The sequence below is a fragment of the Phocaeicola sp. genome, from assembly GCF_057861905.1.
Genome location: NZ_DBMACV010000071.1, coordinates 1 through 17,614, shown reverse-complemented (window position 1 = coordinate 17,614; position 17,614 = coordinate 1). Strand labels below are relative to the sequence as shown.

General features: G+C 38.7%; 10 protein-coding genes and 1 tRNA gene. 9 read left to right on the top strand and 2 right to left on the bottom strand.

The window, feature by feature from the left end:
• The first annotated feature begins 295 nt into the window (after positions 1 to 295).
• From ACZM60_RS12210 to ACZM60_RS12185, 6 genes are all read left to right on the top strand, one after another.
• Complete coding sequence (locus ACZM60_RS12210; RefSeq protein ID WP_489521638.1) at positions 296 to 871, top strand: RNA polymerase sigma factor; 576 nt, start codon at positions 296 to 298, stop codon at positions 869 to 871.
• Positions 872 to 952: 81 nt separating this feature from the next.
• The gene (locus ACZM60_RS12205) at positions 953 to 1,945 is read left to right on the top strand and encodes a FecR family protein (RefSeq protein WP_021970939.1); all 993 of its coding nucleotides are present in this window, start codon (positions 953 to 955) and stop codon (positions 1,943 to 1,945) included.
• A 158-nt stretch (positions 1,946 to 2,103) separates the two neighbouring features.
• Positions 2,104 to 5,439 (top strand): TonB-dependent receptor, encoded by a 3,336-nt coding sequence (locus tag ACZM60_RS12200; protein ID WP_489521637.1) that lies wholly within the window; start codon positions 2,104 to 2,106, stop codon positions 5,437 to 5,439.
• Positions 5,440 to 5,456: 17 nt separating this feature from the next.
• Positions 5,457 to 7,079 (top strand): RagB/SusD family nutrient uptake outer membrane protein, encoded by a 1,623-nt coding sequence (locus ACZM60_RS12195; protein ID WP_340318840.1) that lies wholly within the window; start codon positions 5,457 to 5,459, stop codon positions 7,077 to 7,079.
• A gap of 30 nt (positions 7,080 to 7,109) precedes the next feature.
• The gene (locus ACZM60_RS12190; protein WP_340318839.1) at positions 7,110 to 8,207 is read left to right on the top strand and encodes an endo-beta-N-acetylglucosaminidase; all 1,098 of its coding nucleotides are present in this window, start codon (positions 7,110 to 7,112) and stop codon (positions 8,205 to 8,207) included.
• A gap of 24 nt (positions 8,208 to 8,231) precedes the next feature.
• Positions 8,232 to 9,395, top strand: coding sequence for a DUF1735 and LamG domain-containing protein (locus ACZM60_RS12185; protein WP_489521636.1), 1,164 nt, complete (start codon positions 8,232 to 8,234; stop codon positions 9,393 to 9,395).
• Positions 9,396 to 9,773: 378 nt separating this feature from the next.
• On the opposite strand, the gene ACZM60_RS12180 is transcribed toward ACZM60_RS12185, so the two are convergent.
• Positions 9,774 to 9,847 (bottom strand) — tRNA-Ile (locus ACZM60_RS12180).
• A gap of 158 nt (positions 9,848 to 10,005) precedes the next feature.
• Here ACZM60_RS12180 and ACZM60_RS12175 point away from each other — a divergent pair.
• Genes ACZM60_RS12175 through ACZM60_RS12165 form a run of 3 tightly spaced genes read left to right on the top strand, consistent with a single transcriptional unit; the run spans position 10,006 to position 14,210 of the window.
• Entirely contained in the window at positions 10,006 to 12,633 is a 2,628-nt protein-coding gene (locus ACZM60_RS12175; RefSeq protein WP_489521635.1) for a calcium-translocating P-type ATPase, PMCA-type, read from the top strand.
• A 27-nt stretch (positions 12,634 to 12,660) separates the two neighbouring features.
• The gene (locus ACZM60_RS12170; RefSeq protein WP_489521634.1) at positions 12,661 to 13,275 is read left to right on the top strand and encodes an HAD family hydrolase; all 615 of its coding nucleotides are present in this window, start codon (positions 12,661 to 12,663) and stop codon (positions 13,273 to 13,275) included.
• Between the two features lie 8 nt (positions 13,276 to 13,283).
• The gene (locus tag ACZM60_RS12165) at positions 13,284 to 14,210 is read left to right on the top strand and encodes a bifunctional riboflavin kinase/FAD synthetase (protein ID WP_489521633.1); all 927 of its coding nucleotides are present in this window, start codon (positions 13,284 to 13,286) and stop codon (positions 14,208 to 14,210) included.
• Between the two features lie 49 nt (positions 14,211 to 14,259).
• On the opposite strand, the gene ACZM60_RS12160 is transcribed toward ACZM60_RS12165, so the two are convergent.
• A complete protein-coding gene (locus tag ACZM60_RS12160) occupies positions 14,260 to 17,583 on the bottom strand; it encodes a hybrid sensor histidine kinase/response regulator transcription factor (protein ID WP_489521632.1) in 3,324 nt (1,107 codons plus the stop codon).
• Between the last annotated feature and the right edge of the window lie 31 nt (positions 17,584 to 17,614).

Below are 17,614 nucleotides of genomic sequence, written 5' to 3'. Positions count from 1 at the left end.
AGTCATTGGTCAAGTATGGTCTTGAGGAAATCTCAAACGTGCTTTTCCGACCGACATACACACCCAAATTCGATGTATTCAAATTTTTGTCATGTACTTAACTTTTAAATGATGCAGAAAGATATGAAAATATTTCTAATTCAAAGATAACTCAATTAAGAAAAAACAGGGTATAAAAATATTCATTCAAAGCAATGCAACATCTGCTTCATAACATAATTGATTGAGAAAAAAATATTAAATTTGCATATTTATAATATAAAATAGTTTTTCATTTACCTTTTCAGGAAAAAATATGATAGAAGAAAGATCATTGCTATTATCTGTAAAAGCAGGTTCTGAGAAAGCCTATTATACTCTCTATAAGATGTGGGTTTCGAGGTTGTACAGATTTGTGTATCAATACTTAAAATCAGAAGATGCTACCGATGATATTGTTCAAGAAACCTTCTGTCGTATATGGACTAATCGTGAAAAGCTGAATCCCGATTCATCATTCAAGGCATATTTATTTACTATAGCTTATCACTTCTTGATAAAAGAGCTACGCAGACAATTGAACAATACTTCTATGGAAGAATTCATAGAATACCATGAGCATATGAGAATATCGGGAGAAGACACTGATAAAGATATTGATTTTGATCAGTTTTGCAGAGCACTACAAAAAGCTAAAGACGCCCTTTCTCCACGTCAGCGTGAAATCTTTGAATTGAACAAAGAATATAATCTCTCTGTTGCAGAAATAGCAGAACATCTATCTATAAAAGAACAAGTCGTACGTAATCAACTATCAATTGCGCTAAAAATAATCAGAACTGAACTCCAACAATATTCATTTATACTCTTACTTTTCTTATATAAATTCTAATATTATGTTTTCTAACATATAATTTTACATGTTATATTTCCCATGTTCGTGGATATTACTCACAAACAAGGAAATATTTTTATGAGCACAAATATAGAAAACGAAATAAAAAACTTACTAAATAAATTCCGTTCCGAAACTATTCCACCGGAAGACTTTAAGAAACTGAAATCGGGAATAAATCAATTATCCGATTCTGATTTAAAAAATTCATTCGAGGAAGAATGGGAAATATTCGATGATTATAAGCCATTACCACAAGACAAAATACAAGCCTTATACCAAAAGTTGGACAAGAAAGCACATATTTCACCTATAATAAAGGTGAAAAAATACTGGCTACAAATTGCAGCCTCTATACTTTTAATAATGGCATGCGGACTTACTGCTTTATATTATATACAAAATAAAGATATGAAAGAACTTGCCGAGCAAAATATTGTAATAAACTCGGGAGAATATGGTAATTCACTGGTTACATTACCCGATGGAAGTTTAGTACATCTGAATGCGAAATCATCCCTTACATACAGGCAAGATTTTGGGCATAAAGATCGTAAGGTCAGCTTGTCGGGAGAAGGATATTTTGAAGTTAAAAAGAATACAGAAAAACATTTTATAGTAGCTACTGATGTAATGGATATAACTGTTACTGGTACCAAATTTAATGTCTACGCATACGAAAATAAAGATTTTGTAGAAATGGCACTTGTTGAAGGAAGTGTTAATGTTACGACAAAAGGCTCTACACATAATACATTAAGTGTTAAACCTAATCAAAAAGTAACATACAACAAACTAACAGGACAACTTAGCCTTGAGGAAACTTCAAACAAAGTAGAAACAGCCTGGCTAACCAAAGAACTCTCTTTCCGTCATGAAAAGATGAAAGATGTTTTCCGATGCCTGGAACGTAAATTTGGAGTTGTATTTGAAATAAGCAATCAGAATATATTGCAAGATGCATATACAGGGACATTCAATGATGAGAACATAGAAAGTATACTAAGAATATTGAAAATGCATTACGGATTTGAATATTCCATTAACGAAGAAATTATAACTATAGAATAAAATACAATATTAACCTTAAAAACAATGAAGAACAAATGAAAACATGAAAGAATCCCCGGACAATCGGCACATCATCCGGGGAAATGGCTTAGTCCAGAAGTAACACTATGTTGGCGCATAGTTAAACCGAACTTAAAACCTAAATTTATTACGTACTTATGAAAATCAAACAACAATTCATTGATTTGCACAAAGATAGTAAAAAGCACAGTAAAATCTGCCTTTTATGTGCATCTTTGTGTATGTTTACATTTACTGGTGGTTATGCACAGACTGGTAAAGTCAGCCTTGACCTGAATAATGCATCGGTAAAAGAATTATTTAGTGCTATCGAAAAACAAACTTCCTATCGTTTTTCATATCGTGACGTGGAAGTAAATGGAAAAACAGGTATCTCCGTTTCAGTAAAAAATGAAGAACTGAAAAGTGTATTAACAAACGAACTTAAAAAACAAAATCTATCTTATAAGGTTTCAGGCAATAAAATCATTATTACTCCTGTAAAGAAGCAATCAGACAAGAAACAGCAGAGCAATATTTCAGGTAAGGTTGTCGATGCTAATGGTGAGCCAATTATTGGTGCAACAATCAAAGAAGAAGGTACCAGTAATGGTGCTATCACCGACCTCGATGGTAACTATTCTCTTACCGTATCGAGTCCCGATGCCGTATTGCAGTTTTCTTATGTAGGTTATAAATCCGTAGAATTCCTAGCAGATAGAGGAGTTATCAATGTAACCATGCGGGAAGATACAGAACGTCTGGACGAAGTCGTTGTAACAGCGTTAGGTATCAAACGTGCAGAAAAGGCACTTTCGTATAATGTCCAGCAAGTAAAGTCTGAAGAACTTGTAAGAGTTAAAGATGCAAACTTCGTCAATTCGCTGAATGGTAAGATAGCTGGTGTCAGCATCAATAAGAGTGCCAGTGGCGTCGGTGGTGCAACCCGTGTCGTAATGCGTGGTGCAAAATCCATCGAAGGTGACAACAACGCGCTCTATGTAGTAGACGGTATTCCTTTATTCAATACCAACATGGGAAACACCGACAGTGGCATCATGGGAGAAGGAAAGGCCGGTACTGAAGGTATTGCCGATTTCAATCCTGAAGATATTGAAAGTATTTCTGTACTGAGCGGACCGTCGGCTGCTGCACTGTATGGTAGTAGCGCTGCAAACGGTGTTATCCTTATCACTACTAAAAAAGGTAAGGAAGGGAAACTGCAACTTTCATTCTCTTCTTCTACCGAATTCAGCAAAGCATACATGACTCCTGAATTTCAAAACACTTATGGAAATAAAAAGGATATGTATGAAAGTTGGGGAGAAAAATTAGCGACTCCATCTGATTATGATCCTAAAAAAGACTTTTTTAATACAGGAACCAACTTTATCAATTCAGTAACATTGACTACTGGTACGAAACAGAATCAAACATTTGCTTCTATTTCATCCACCAACTCTGACGGTATTGTACCCAATAACTCATATAACCGTTTGAACTTTACCATCCGCAATACGTCTACATTTCTGAATGATAAATTACAACTTGATTTAGGAGCATCGTATGTGAAACAAGATGATAAGAATATGGTTTCACAAGGTCAATACTGGAACCCAGTTATGGCAGCATACCTGTTTCCGCGGGGAGAAAACTTTGAAGAAATCAAGACATTCGAACGTTTCGATGACAGCCGCAAAATTCCTGTTCAGTACTGGCCAATTGCAGAATCAACTTACGCTTCTCAAAACCCATATTGGACAGCGTTCCGTAATGTTTCAACCAACAATAAGAGCCGTTACATGTTCAATGTAGGATTAACTTATAAAATAACCGACTGGATCAATGTTGCTGCTCGTTACAGAATGGATGATACTTACGTAAAATTCGAACGTAAAATCTATGCATCTTCCGATCAGGTTTTTGCTGAAGGAACCAAAGGACATTATGAATATAGCAACTATAATGATCGTCAGGAGTATGCGGACTTCATGGTAAATATCAACAAACAGATCAAAGACTTCAATATTTCTGCCAACCTTGGATGGAGTTATTCCAACTACTGGGCAATAGAAAGAGGTTATAAAGGAACGTTATTGAAAGTACCTAACAAATTCGCAGTCTCCAATATTGATCCATCTAATGGCCGTACATCAGAAAAAGGTGGTGACAGTCGTATTCGTAATCATGCAGTATTCGGCAATGTTGAATTAGGATGGAAAAGTATGCTTTACTTAACTTTAACGGGACGTAATGACTGGAACTCACGTCTGGTAAATACCAATGAAGAATCATTCTTCTATCCGTCAATTGGTTTGTCTGGCATCATTTCTGAAATGGTACAATTACCTGAATTTATTTCTTATCTGAAAGTACGCGGTTCTTATACTGAAGTTGGTGCTCCGGTTTCACGTTCAGGATTAACTCCTGGCACTGTTACAACCCCAATCGTTGGAGGTATCCCGTCACCGACATATATCTATCCGTTTACAGACTTTAAAGCAGAACGTACCAAATCATACGAAGTAGGAGTCAGCTTGCGCTTGTGGAACAAATTCAGCGCTGAAGTTACTTATTATAAATCGAATACCTACAACCAGACTTTCTTGGGAGATTTGCCCGAATTTACAGGTTACCAAAAGATTTATCTGCAAGCTGGTAACGTAGAAAACAGAGGCTGGGAAGCATCTTTCGGTTATAATGATAAGTTCAAAAACGGTTTGGCTGTTTCTTCTACCTTTACATTCTCTAAGAATATAAATGAGATCAAAGAAATGGTAAAAGACTATCATACAGATTTGATGGAAACTCCTATTAATATACCGGAAGTACTAAAAGACAACGGTCGTATTATTTTAAAAGAAGGTGGAAGCATTCATGATATCTATGCTAATACATTTTTCAAGAAAGATAGTCAGGGATATGTAGAAGTTAAAAGCGACGGTACATTTGGACTGGAAAGAGGAGAGCCCGTATATCTTGGAAAAACTTCTCCAGATTTTAACATGGGATGGAACAATGCCTTGTCATACAAAGGATTCGGATTTAGTTTCCTAATCAACGGACGATTTGGTGGAGTCGTCACTTCATCTACAGAAGCTATTCTCGACCGCTTCGGCGTATCTAAGCGCTCGGCAGAAGCTCGTGACGCAGGAGGTGCATTATTGCCAGGACAAGGCAGAGTAGATGCCAAAACTTATTATCAGATGATTGGTACTGGAAACTATGAAACTTCCGGATACTATTTGTATAGTGCAACCAACATTCGTTTACAGGAAATGACATTCAGCTATACCATGCCGAATAAATGGTTTGCAAATGTATTGAAAGACGTAACCGTTTCTTTCATCGCTAATAACCCATGGATGTTATATTGCAAAGCTCCATTTGACCCAGAATTGACGCCATCAACCAGTACTTACGGACAAGGTAATGATTACTTCATGCAACCAAGTGTACGCAGCTTTGGTTTTGGCATTAAATTTAAACTATAAAAACAATTCTTCTAATTATGAAAAAGATAAACCAATATAAATTTATAGCAGGTGTATTTGCCGTATCACTGCTGGCATCATGCAATTACGAGGAAATTAACACCAATCCGTTCGAACTGACTGATGAAGAAGGTATCATGGACGGAGTTGCTGTAGGTGGTCTGATTACGACTATCGAACGTACAGTCTTTCCAGTTGGTACACAAGCCGACGATACAGATATAATCAACCAATATCAAACAGATTATCATTTGTCAGCAGACTGCTGGAGCGGCTTCTTCGGACAGAACAACACATGGGGAGGTGGAAACAGCAACGTAACTTATTATTTGAACGACAGTTGGATTTCCGGTACTTATAAACGTGCATATACCAACGCCCTCGATCCGTGGAAAAAGCTGAAGGCGGCAGCCGAAAAGAATAATACACCGGAAGTTTTTGCCTTAGCACAAATCTTAAAGATTTCAGCATGGCACAAAGCACTGGAATGTTTTGGTCCAATGCCTTACTCACATGCAGCTGATGCAACAATGAATATTCCATTCGATTCTGAAAAGGATATCTATACAGCCATTTTCAAAGATTTGACAGATGCCATTGCAATTCTGACAGAAAAAGCCGAAAATGGTGTAGAAGTAATGAAAGAATACGACGTTGTATATGCAGGAAACTCTACCAAATGGGTGAAATATGCCAATTCTCTATTACTCCGTTTGGCAATGCGTGTCCGCTATGCTGACGCAGCATTGTCAAAACAATACGTTTCACAGGCATTAAGTCATTCCATCGGTGTTATGACTGCCAAAGACGATGAAGCACAAATGAGTACAGGAGCTGGATATACTTTCCGAAACAATATTTACTGGCTCTCCGAACAGTACGATGAATCACGTATGGGCTCATCTATGTTCTCTTACTTAATGGGATATGAAGACCCACGATTAAGTGCCTATTTCTTACCTGTAGACTCAAAGAGCACAAAAGGACAAGAAGCTTTCGATGGTAAATTATATCAAGCAGTTCCCGCAGGTCACTTATATGGAAAGAATGATGAATATAAGATGTTCTCTAAACCTAATATACAAGCTTCCACTCCTACTTACTGGATGCGTGCTTCTGAGGTCTACTTCTTGCGAGCTGAAGCAGCTTTAGTGTGGGGAGGTGAATTTGGAAATGCCGAAGATTTATATAAACAAGGCATTGAGATGTCTTTCCAGGAAAATGGCGTAAGCTCATCAGTAGATACCTATATGAACTCTGGCAAAACTCCGATAAAACATGAAGTCACGGGAAATTACTCTTGCAGTTTTGCAGCTCCTTGCACAACAACTGCAAAATTTGAAGGAAGTACTGAGCAGAAACTGGAAAAAATCATGATTCAGAAATGGATTGCTCTCTTCCCCAACGGACAAGAAGCCTGGACAGAATGGAGAAGAACCGGATACCCCAAACTGAATCCCGTCATGGCAAACAGAGGAAGCAGCCAAGGAGTAACAACCGAAGGAGGTATACGTCGTATGGTATATCCAATCAGCTTCTATCAAACAGCAGATGGACAGGTTATTTACAACGATGCTGTGAAGATGCTGAGCAATGGACAAGATTTACCTAGCACTCATTTATGGTGGGATTGCAAATAAAAACCGAAACTATAGTTAATACAGTAAGACATGAAAACACTTAAAAAATTATTATACATCATACCTCTATTAGGAGCGATGATGACTTCTTGTACCGATGTTGAAAATATAGAAGTAGAACACATCGGCGGATACAACACATTAGGTGATAGTGAATATTACGCTAATCTGCGGGCCTATAAAGAAACCGCCAAAAACTACGGTCGTCCGGTCGCTTTCGGCTGGTTCTCAAACTGGGCTCCGTCAGGCGTCATGAGAAAAGGTTACTTATCTTCCGTCCCCGACAGTATGGATATCATTTCCATGTGGAGTGGCGCTCCGGGAAGATATGAGATTACCGAAGCTCAGAAACGAGACAAAGAGTTCGTACAGAAAGTTAAAGGAATCAAACTGCTGGAAGTAAGTTTGCTGTCATATTTAGGAAAAGGGAGAACTCCCGATTACATCTATGATGATATTGAAAAACAAGCTGAAGAAGAAGAATGGTCCGAATCAGAACTCAATGCAGCCAAGAAATATGCACGCTGGGACTTTTGGGGATTCAAGTCGCACAACTTCAGCAATACAGATGAACTGAACCAAGCTATAGCAAACTACGCCAAAGCACTTTGCGACTCGTTGTTCGTAAGCGACTGGGATGGCTTTGATATTGACTGGGAACCAGGAAGTGGTTTTAATGATTCAGACGGTACTCTGAATAACACAACTATTCTGGTGTTGGTAAAAGAAATGGGAAAATACATCGGTCCCAAAAGTGATCCGGAAGGTAAAGGTCACAAACTACTCTGTATCGATGGTCTTCTCAACTATTTTCCAGAAGAAATGGAAGAATATGTAGATTACTGGATTACTCAGTCATACGGTAGTTCCTCACCACATTATTACAGTCCCGGCAACATTCCGGAAAAACTGATTATAACTGAAAACTTTGAATCCTATGCAACCTCTGGTGGCGCATTATTACGACAAGCAGCCTGGATGCCGGCAGAAGGATACAAGGGTGGAGTCGGTGCCTACCGTTTCGACAATGACTACGATAATACACCTGATTATAAATGGATGCGTCAGGCAATTCAAATCAACCAACAGGTATTCAATGAATGGAAGGCCAATCAGGGTAAAGAATAATATGAATCATGAAATTCTAAAGATATGAAACAACTATTGAAATATTTGGCATTTTGTGCTATAGCTGTATTGCTGAACAGCTGTAACGACAGTGAAAGCGATTTGCTGGAAGCAAAAGTTTACTTCGAAAGCAAAGAACACACAATAGAGGCTCTGAACGAGCAACCTATCACATACGAATTGCAATCCAGAGTTTCTTCAGCATATTCTTCTCCAGTAGAAGTTTGTTATGAAATTGCAGGACAAAATGCAGTAAAGGAATACAATCAAAAATATGGGACCAATTACGAAACATTCAATGCGGCCAATGTAAAGTTAGGCAGCAATGTGACAACTATTCCCAGCGGAGCCATCTATTCCGAAAAGACTCCCATAGAGTTCACAAACCTGGAAAATATGGAAGAAGGTAAATCTTATCTGTTGCCGGTACGTATTCAGTCGTCTTCACTTCCAGCAATTGCCGGAAGTGACATTATTTACTTTATCATTACCAAGCCCGTGCAGATTAAAAAAGTTGCTCAGTTCCAAAGCAACTATATCCGAATTCCATTGGCAAGCGGTACAATGTTCACATCTGTTACTTACGAAGCTCTGATTTATATCAACCAGTTCGGCAGCAATAATACCATCATGGGTAATGAAGGTATCTTGATTCTCCGAATCGGTGATACTGCTCTACCAGGAGGGCATAACGACTGGATTCAGATTGCGGGAAGCAAACAATACCACTCTACTCAAGCATTTGAGAAAGGAAAATGGTATCACGTAGCCTTTACATACGATCAGCCTTCAGGAAAGACTGCTATTTACATTAACGGTAGTAAAGCCGCCGAATCTACATGGGATACTCCAAGCTTCGATCTGGCATCAACAGGTAGTGGAGGATTCTTTATCGGTAAGGTTGCAAACTTCATGTGGGGCGAACGTCCGTTCTATGGCTACATGAGTGAAGTCAGACTTTGGACCGTGGCACGTACAGAAAACCAAATCAAACAAAATATGTTGAGTGTCGATCCAAACTCAGATGGTCTGGCTGCTTACTATAAGCTCAACGGAACCGACCAGTTCGAATCTGATGGCAAGAGTTATGTAAAAGACGCCTCTCCTAATGGAATGGATGGTCTGGCCAACGGAGGTTCAAGTCAGTTAACCATTAAAGAACTGGAAACTCCTGTAACCATAAAATAAAAGTTACTCTTTTTACCCTTCAGATTCCCCTTAAAAGTGCCTGAAGGGTAAAAAAGAAGACCTGCTCTTATAAAATAAGCAATCAAGAAGTTTTTTGAAAATTTGTACAAAAGTTTTCAGATTTTGTACAGAAACTTTAAGCATTTGTACAAAACTCCGTCTGTAACCGCAGGGATTTGCGCATACAGACGGAGTTCTTTTTTCTATTGGTTGTACAAATTTACTATTAAATTATCCGAAATATCAGATTGTTTTTAAGCAATATAGCTTCAACTCTAAACCAAGAATAAAGTAAGAATCCAAAAAAGATAAGTTTTAATAGGGCATAATATAAAGAAAGAGGTTGTAAACATTTAGTTTACAACCTCTTTCCCTTCGTGGACCAGCCAGGGCTTGAACCTGGGACCTCCAGATTATGAGTCTGTTGCTCTAACCAACTGAGCTACAAGTCCAATTTAAGAGTTTCCCTTAAATCCGTGTGCAAAAGTAATAGATTAGCCTGAAACTTGCAACATTTACGAGGATTTTTTTATAAAAAAAACTAATCTGTACAGGTATATCAATATATATTGTATTTTTGTGCTACTTAATCATTTAATAACTAGGCATTATGTCACAAAGCACAAATGAACCTCATCTGACTGGATTGACCGACCAAGAAGTCATTGCAAGTCGTGAGAAAAATGGAATCAACTTATTGACTCCTCCCAAACGTCCTTCCATTTGGAAATTATATCTGGAAAAATTTCAAGATCCTGTAATCCGTGTACTATTGGTAGCAGCGGTATTCTCCCTCATTATTTCAATCATTGAAAGTGAATATGCTGAAACAATCGGTATTTTCTTTGCAATCTTCCTTGCAACAGGAATCGGATTTTATTTTGAATATGATGCCAATAAAAAATTCGATTTGCTGAATGCAGTAGGTGAAGAAACACCTGTAACCGTTATCCGTAACGGAAAAATCAAGGAAATACCTCGTAAAGACATCGTAGTAGGCGATATCGTCGTATTGAATACTGGAGAAGAAGTTCCTGCCGACGGTACATTGGTAGAAGCCGTTTCACTGCAAGTCAACGAATCGACTCTTACCGGTGAATTAATGGTAAATAAAACTACCGATGAAGCGCATTTCGATGACGAGGCAACCTATCCGTCGAACACCGTCATGCGAGGAACAACTATTACCGACGGACATGGTATTATGCGTGTAGAACGCGTGGGTGACGCTACAGAAATCGGTAAGGTTGCACGGCAGTCTACCGAACAAAGTCAGGAACAGACGCCGCTGAATATCCAGCTTACCAAACTGGCAAACTTGATTGGTAAGGCAGGTTTTACAATTGCCGCACTGACTTTTATCGTTTTTACCACTAAAGATTTATACCAGTATCTTACTGTAACAGAAGTAACCGACTGGCATCAGTGGCTGGAGATAGCACGTATCGTATTGAAATACTTCATGATGGCCGTCACCTTAATTGTTGTAGCAGTACCTGAAGGATTGCCGATGAGTGTAACCCTCAGCCTTGCTCTGAACATGCGACGTATGCTAAAAACCAATAACCTGGTTAGAAAGATGCATGCTTGCGAAACAATGGGTGCCATCACAGTTATCTGTACCGATAAAACAGGAACACTTACTCAGAACCTGATGCAGGTATACGAAGCTCAGGTAGATGAAAGCCAACCTGACCTAGTAGCAGAAGGTATAGCAGCTAACTCAACTGCATTCCTTGAAGAAAAGGCTGAAGGTGAAAAACCATCGGGCGTAGGAAATCCTACCGAAATAGCTCTTTTGCTTTGGTTGAACGGTAAAGGACAGAATTACATGAAACTGCGTGAAGGGGCTAAAGTGGTCAACCAACTGACTTTCTCTACCGAACGTAAATACATGGCTACGCTGGTCGACTCACCGATTCAGAAAAAACGGATACTCTATATCAAGGGAGCTCCCGAAATTGTCATGAGTAAATGTAATCTGGATAAAGCACAAATTGACAAATACAACGAACAATTGCTTGCCTACCAGAATAAGGCTATGCGTACACTGGGTATAGCCTACAAAGTTGTCCCGGAAAACGCTTCCGACGACTGCGCTGAGTTGGTTGGTGAAGGAGGCATGACTTTCTTAGGCATCTTTGCCATCAGCGACCCGATTCGTCCAGATGTACCCGATGCCGTAAAGAAATGTCAGTCGGCAGGTATCGGAGTCAAGATTGTAACAGGTGATACTCCGGGAACAGCAACGGAGATTGCTCGTCAGATCGGACTTTGGACTCCGGAAGATACAGAACGTAACCGCATCACAGGGGTAGAATTTGCAGCATTGAGTGACGAAGAAGCCCTCGACCGTGTACTCGACCTGAAAGTAATGAGTCGTGCCCGTCCGATGGATAAACAGCGTCTGGTACAATTATTACAGCAAAAAGGAGCCGTCGTAGCCGTTACCGGTGATGGAACAAACGACGCACCTGCCCTGAACCACGCACAAGTTGGCTTGTCGATGGGTACCGGAACTTCTGTAGCCAAAGAGGCAAGCGATATTACCTTGTTGGATGATTCATTCAATAGCATTGCAACTGCTGTCATGTGGGGACGTTCATTGTATAAAAACATACAGCGCTTTATCGTATTCCAGCTTACCATTAATGTGGTAGCCTTACTGAGTGTCCTGCTGGGTGCCTTCTTCGGAACAGAGTTACCGCTTACCGTTACACAGATGCTTTGGGTGAACCTGATCATGGATACTTTTGCAGCAATGGCTCTTGCCTCGATTGCACCAAGTATGGATGTGATGAACGAAAAGCCACGCCGCCGCACCGATTTCATCATTACTCCAGCCATGCGTAACAATATTTTCGGAGTAGGTTTGGGATTCCTTGCTATCCTGATGGGATTGCTGGTTTACTTCAAGAATCTTCCAGAAGGGATGGATACACATCATCTTACTGTATTCTTCACCATATTCGTGATGCTTCAGTTCTGGAACCTGTTCAATGCAAGTGTTTTCGGTACGAACCATTCATTCTTTAAAGATGCAGGACACGCATTAGGCATGCTGGGCGTTGCACTGATTATTCTTGTCGGACAGATTCTGATTGTAAGTTTTGGTGGTAAGGTTTTCCGTACCGAACCTCTTCCCCTGAATGAATGGTTGTATATCATAGGAGGAACCTCATTCGTTCTATGGATTGGAGAAATATGGAGAGGCATCAAACGTTTAAGCAGCAAATAAATCGATGCGACAAACATTGGTTATAAAATGAATGAACAAATAAAAAATATCATCTTCGACTGGGGAGGCGTACTGATAGACCTGAATCTGGAAGGGTGTATCAGCGCCTTCGAACAGGCGGGAGCAGTCAATGTGCGTGACCTGCTGACAGGCACTAACGAGCTGGGCTTCTTCCGCGATTATGAGTGCGGGGAAATAAGCACGCCCGAATTTCGTGAGGCTATACGTAAACATATCAATAAACCGCTTACGGATGAGGATATAGACCGTATGTGGAATATGGAGTTGCTTACTATTCCTGAAGAAAAGCTCCAGTTGCTCACCGAGTTGAGTAAGCATTATCGTCTATTCTTATTAAGCAATACGAACGAACTTCACTGGGAATATGGTTACAAGAATGCATTCTGCCGTAACGGTAAAGACTATACAATGTACTTTGAGCGTATTTTCCTGTCGTATCGCATGCACCTGTCAAAACCCGATCCTGCTATTTTCCAAAGGGTTTTACAAGAAGCCAGCCTTCAACCAGCAGAAACATTGTTCATAGACGACGCAGAAACGAATTGTCTGGCAGCAGCCTCAACGGGCATGCAGGCTGCTCACTACATACCGGGAACAAATCTCGGTGATTTATTTAAATAAATTTCTACATGAAGATTATAACAGACGAGATTAAGCAAATACTTTCACCTTGCGTGGCAACTATCGGTTGCTTCGACGGACTACACCGTGGCCATCGTTTCCTTATCGAACAGGTTTGTAGAGAAGCCCGCCAAAGGAACTTCCATAGTGCGCTCATAACCTTTCCCGTACACCCACGTCAGGTCATGCAAAGCAGTTATCGCCCTCAATGGCTTACTTGTCTGCCGCAAAAAACATATCTTATACAACAAACGGAAGCCGATTATTGTATCATGCTTCCATTTACTCAAGAGCTGTCCCTACTCTCAGCCCGCGAATTTATGCAATTGCTCAGAGAGCGCTTTAATGTCCGTGTACTGGTTATCGGCTACGATCACCGATTCGGGCATAACCGTAGCGAAGGTTTCAATGATTATTGTCAGTATGGAAAAGAGTTGGACATGGAAGTCGTTCGTGCACAGGCATTAGTAGAAGACGGAGTATCCATCAGCTCGTCTGTCATACGCAAGGCTTTAAAAGAAGGTGATATACAACATGCCAATCATTATCTGGGCTATCGCTATTATCTGGACGGCACTGTTGTAGACGGATATAAGGTAGGGCGTAAGTTAGGCTTTCCAACCGCCAATCTCCTCCCCTCTTGTCCTGACAAGCTCATTCCCAAAGAAGGCGTATATGCTGTATATGCGTATATTGACGAAGTACGTTATGCCGGCATGCTAAATATCGGACATCGTCCAACCGTTGACAATGGTTCTGATTTAAGCATCGAAGTACATATTCTCAACTTCTCAGGAAATATTTACCGTCATCACATGCGGATAGAATTTATTGATTTTATCCGTGAAGAACAAAAATTTGATAGTCTGGAACATCTGATCACTCAATTAAACACAGACCGTGAAACAGTATCCCGACTGTTATCAAACTTATAAACATAATTCAAGTTCGCCCTTCTCTAAAAGTCAGGAACTCGAACTTAAATTATTTTCCATTTTCCCGGTTTCGATAATCTTTAGGTGAATATCCATATTGTCTAAGAAACTCACGGTAGAAATACGATTTATTAGAGAACCCACAACGAAACATAATTTCGCTCACAGTTAATTGAGTAGTCCGTAATAATTTAGCCGCATGTTCTAACCGAATACTTCGTATAAATTCACCCGGAGTCTTATCCAAGATTTCTTTAAACTTACGATATAAAGAGGCTTTACTCATACCCAGTTTTTCAGCAACCCAAACAGGAGTTAATTCTTCTTCATCTATATGTTCTGCAACTAAGTTAGAGACATCTTCCAGAAGTTTCTCATCATCAGGATGCAAAACACGCCCATCCTTTATTTTAACGGCAGAAAGGCTTGAATTAAAATAGTCCTTTAAAGACTGTTGACGTGACAATAAATTTTCCACGGTAGAAACGACCTGCAAAGGATGGAAAGGTTTTGTCAAATAAACATCCGCTCCATAATTACAAGCCTTAACCTGATCTTCAACAGTACCCTTTCCAGACACGACAATTATAGGTATATAACTTGTATGAGGATCAGACTTTAAAGAACGAATAAATGTCAATCCATCCATTGGCTCCATAATCATATCCGTTAAAATAATATCAGGATGATTCTGCTTTACCTTCATCAATGCCTCCTTTCCATCACAGGCTTCTTCCAATATATAATCCTTTAATATATCACATAATAAATGACGTAAATGCTCATCGTCTTCAATAATTAATACTGTCGGGGTTTGACTATAAGAAACTTCATTATCTTCATGATGAGAAGAATGAACATCAACCTCTTTATTAGTTAAAACAGTGCCCTTATCAGGACTAAGAGGAGGAATAAATACTTCAAATTCCACATATTTGCCTAAAACACTACTTACCTTTATTGTTCCTTCTAATATCTCAACCAACTGCTTAGTAAGATTAAGTCCAATCCCATTACTTACAGAATTCTCTGTATACGGAGCATCAAAGATTTTATAACGATCAAAAATCTCATTCATTTGCTTATCCGTTAATCCCTTCCCAGAATTACGAATAACAAACTTCAATGAGGAATCATTGTTCTGTTCTGCATAAATTTGTATAATTCCCAAACGTGGAGTATATTTAAATGCATTAGAAAGTAAATTAAAGAAAATTTTTTCCAAAGAATTACGATCGGAATATAAATTCAAAGAACAACGATTCTCAATATGGAAATTGATTTTATTTTCCTTAAGGATATCAACATAATTACTTGCAACAGAATCTATCAATTCTTTAATATCAATCTGCTCCGGACAAATATCGAGATTTCTAACGCCAGCCTTACGGAAATCCATCAATTCCCGAATAAGTCGCTGCATTCTTTCCGCATTATCCTTAATGATATTCAAATATTTCCTCGAGTCATCAGACAAGTCCTTTTTCTCTAATAAATATTGTACAGGTGTATAAATCAATGTCAGCGGAGTAAAGAATTCATGGGCTACATTAGTAAAAAAGTTCAATTTCGATTCATACATTTTCTGTTCATGTGCAGTTTCTACACGAGCTATCAAGATTTGCTTACTCAAACGAATTCGCCCTACTATAATCCGTTTAGTTATATAAATAATTATAATACATATTACAGTATAAACAAGCAAAGCAGGAGTTTTAAGCCACCACGGATAACCTACTTTGATTGTCAACTGATAAACATTGGTTCCCCAGACCTTATCACCATTTGTAGTTTTTACTTCCAAATGATATACTCCTGGTTGAAGTTGCCCAAAGCTAAGATTTGGATTATTCCCCATATAAATCCAATTGGGAGAGCGATCACAGAAGCGATAGGCATATTCACAATTTCCGTTTTTTATAAAATCCTTCGTTAGAAAGGTCAAAGTAAAAGCCTTTTCGTCGTAATCCAACCGTAAAACACCATCCTTGATACGAGAGTTTACATCCTGTGGCGTATTGAAAATCTTTATGCTTTCCAAAATCAACAAAGGATTAAAGTCACGCAAATGAATATCATCCGGAGTAAAGTAACTAAAGCCATTTACTCCTCCAAAATACAACTGATTATTACTGTCACGAAAATAAGCACCATCTGCGAACTCATCATTATGTAATCCGTCATTGAAAGTATAATCTTCTATCTTATTTGTATTAACCTCTAAATGAATCAGACCTTGAGCGGTACCTGCCCAAATATTTCCTTTTTTATCTTTCAAAATACCATGAACAGTTTTGTTTACCAATTGCTCGGCATATTGCATAACAAATGGATTATTACCAACATTCAGCTTATTCAAACCATAACTTGTTCCAATCCATATTTCATCCCGATCTTGTGACAAACATAGTACGTCATTATTTGTCAAATGAATATTAGAATAAAGCTCCTCCAAGGGTTGTATTTTATCTTCGATAATATCCACTCGATTGAGTCCACCACCTCGTGTACCGAACCAGACATAACGTCCGGAAGTATTAGCTGTTATAGCATAAACAATATCATTATTCAATGGATTATTCGTATTAGATGATATATATTGTTTAAGTCCCAGTACTTTATACCCTCCATTTTCTTTCCGGATATTTATCCGTATTAATCCATATCCTGATGTTCCGACCCATAATAATGAATCATTATTTGTAAAGTATAAGCTATAAACAGAACGGAAATAAGGATATTTAGCCGGAATATCCAACATTTTCACTTCCTTCTTTCCTATTTGGAGCACTCCTATCCCTTTACCTTCCGTTCCAATGAAAATATCACCATAATGATTTTTCTTTAATGCATAAACAGACATGGAAGGTAAACCATTACTCTCGTCCAGGAAATTGAATAGTGATTTTTTCTGTACATCAAACAATTTTATTCCACTTCCTTTAGTACCCACTATAATATTCCCCTTGTCATCTTCACAAAAGCACCGTACGGGATTTTCTGTCACAACTCTATAAAATAAGGACTGATAAGGCAATAACTGCATAATTCCTTGCCCATCGGTTCCTATCCACCAGATATCTTGGCTACCAAGATATAAAGTAACAACAGAAGTCTGTTCTGTAACTTCTTTCAGAGTAGAACATTTCATCGTAGACATATCATAGATTTTGCATCCTCCTTCAATAAATCCGACAATCAATGACTTCCCTCTGACAACAACATCCGAAATTTTTTTATTCGTATCAGTATTAATAGAATAAAGCTGATGTAAATGGGCATCAAATACAATAATTTTATCTTTACTCGCTGTAATCAAATATTTATCAGAAAGAATTATCTTTTGTATTCGTTCTTTTTGATGCAATTCCAACCAATCTAATTTTCCGGAAACAAGTTCATTT

What these genes read in the sequence shown, in the direction of transcription:
- ACZM60_RS12195 (WP_340318840.1), top strand. Translation starts at nt 5,457, where the DNA reads ATGAAAAAGATAAACCAATATAAATTTATAGCAGGTGTATTTGCCGTA.
- ACZM60_RS12200 (WP_489521637.1), top strand. Translation starts at nt 2,104, where the DNA reads ATGAAAATCAAACAACAATTCATTGATTTGCACAAAGATAGTAAAAAG.
- ACZM60_RS12205 (WP_021970939.1), top strand. Translation starts at nt 953, where the DNA reads ATGAGCACAAATATAGAAAACGAAATAAAAAACTTACTAAATAAATTC.
- ACZM60_RS12210 (WP_489521638.1), top strand. Translation starts at nt 296, where the DNA reads ATGATAGAAGAAAGATCATTGCTATTATCTGTAAAAGCAGGTTCTGAG.
- ACZM60_RS12185 (WP_489521636.1), top strand. Translation starts at nt 8,232, where the DNA reads ATGAAACAACTATTGAAATATTTGGCATTTTGTGCTATAGCTGTATTG.
- ACZM60_RS12190 (WP_340318839.1), top strand. Translation starts at nt 7,110, where the DNA reads ATGAAAACACTTAAAAAATTATTATACATCATACCTCTATTAGGAGCG.
- ACZM60_RS12175 (WP_489521635.1), top strand. Translation starts at nt 10,006, where the DNA reads ATGTCACAAAGCACAAATGAACCTCATCTGACTGGATTGACCGACCAA.
- ACZM60_RS12165 (WP_489521633.1), top strand. Translation starts at nt 13,284, where the DNA reads ATGAAGATTATAACAGACGAGATTAAGCAAATACTTTCACCTTGCGTG.
- ACZM60_RS12170 (WP_489521634.1), top strand. Translation starts at nt 12,661, where the DNA reads ATGAATGAACAAATAAAAAATATCATCTTCGACTGGGGAGGCGTACTG.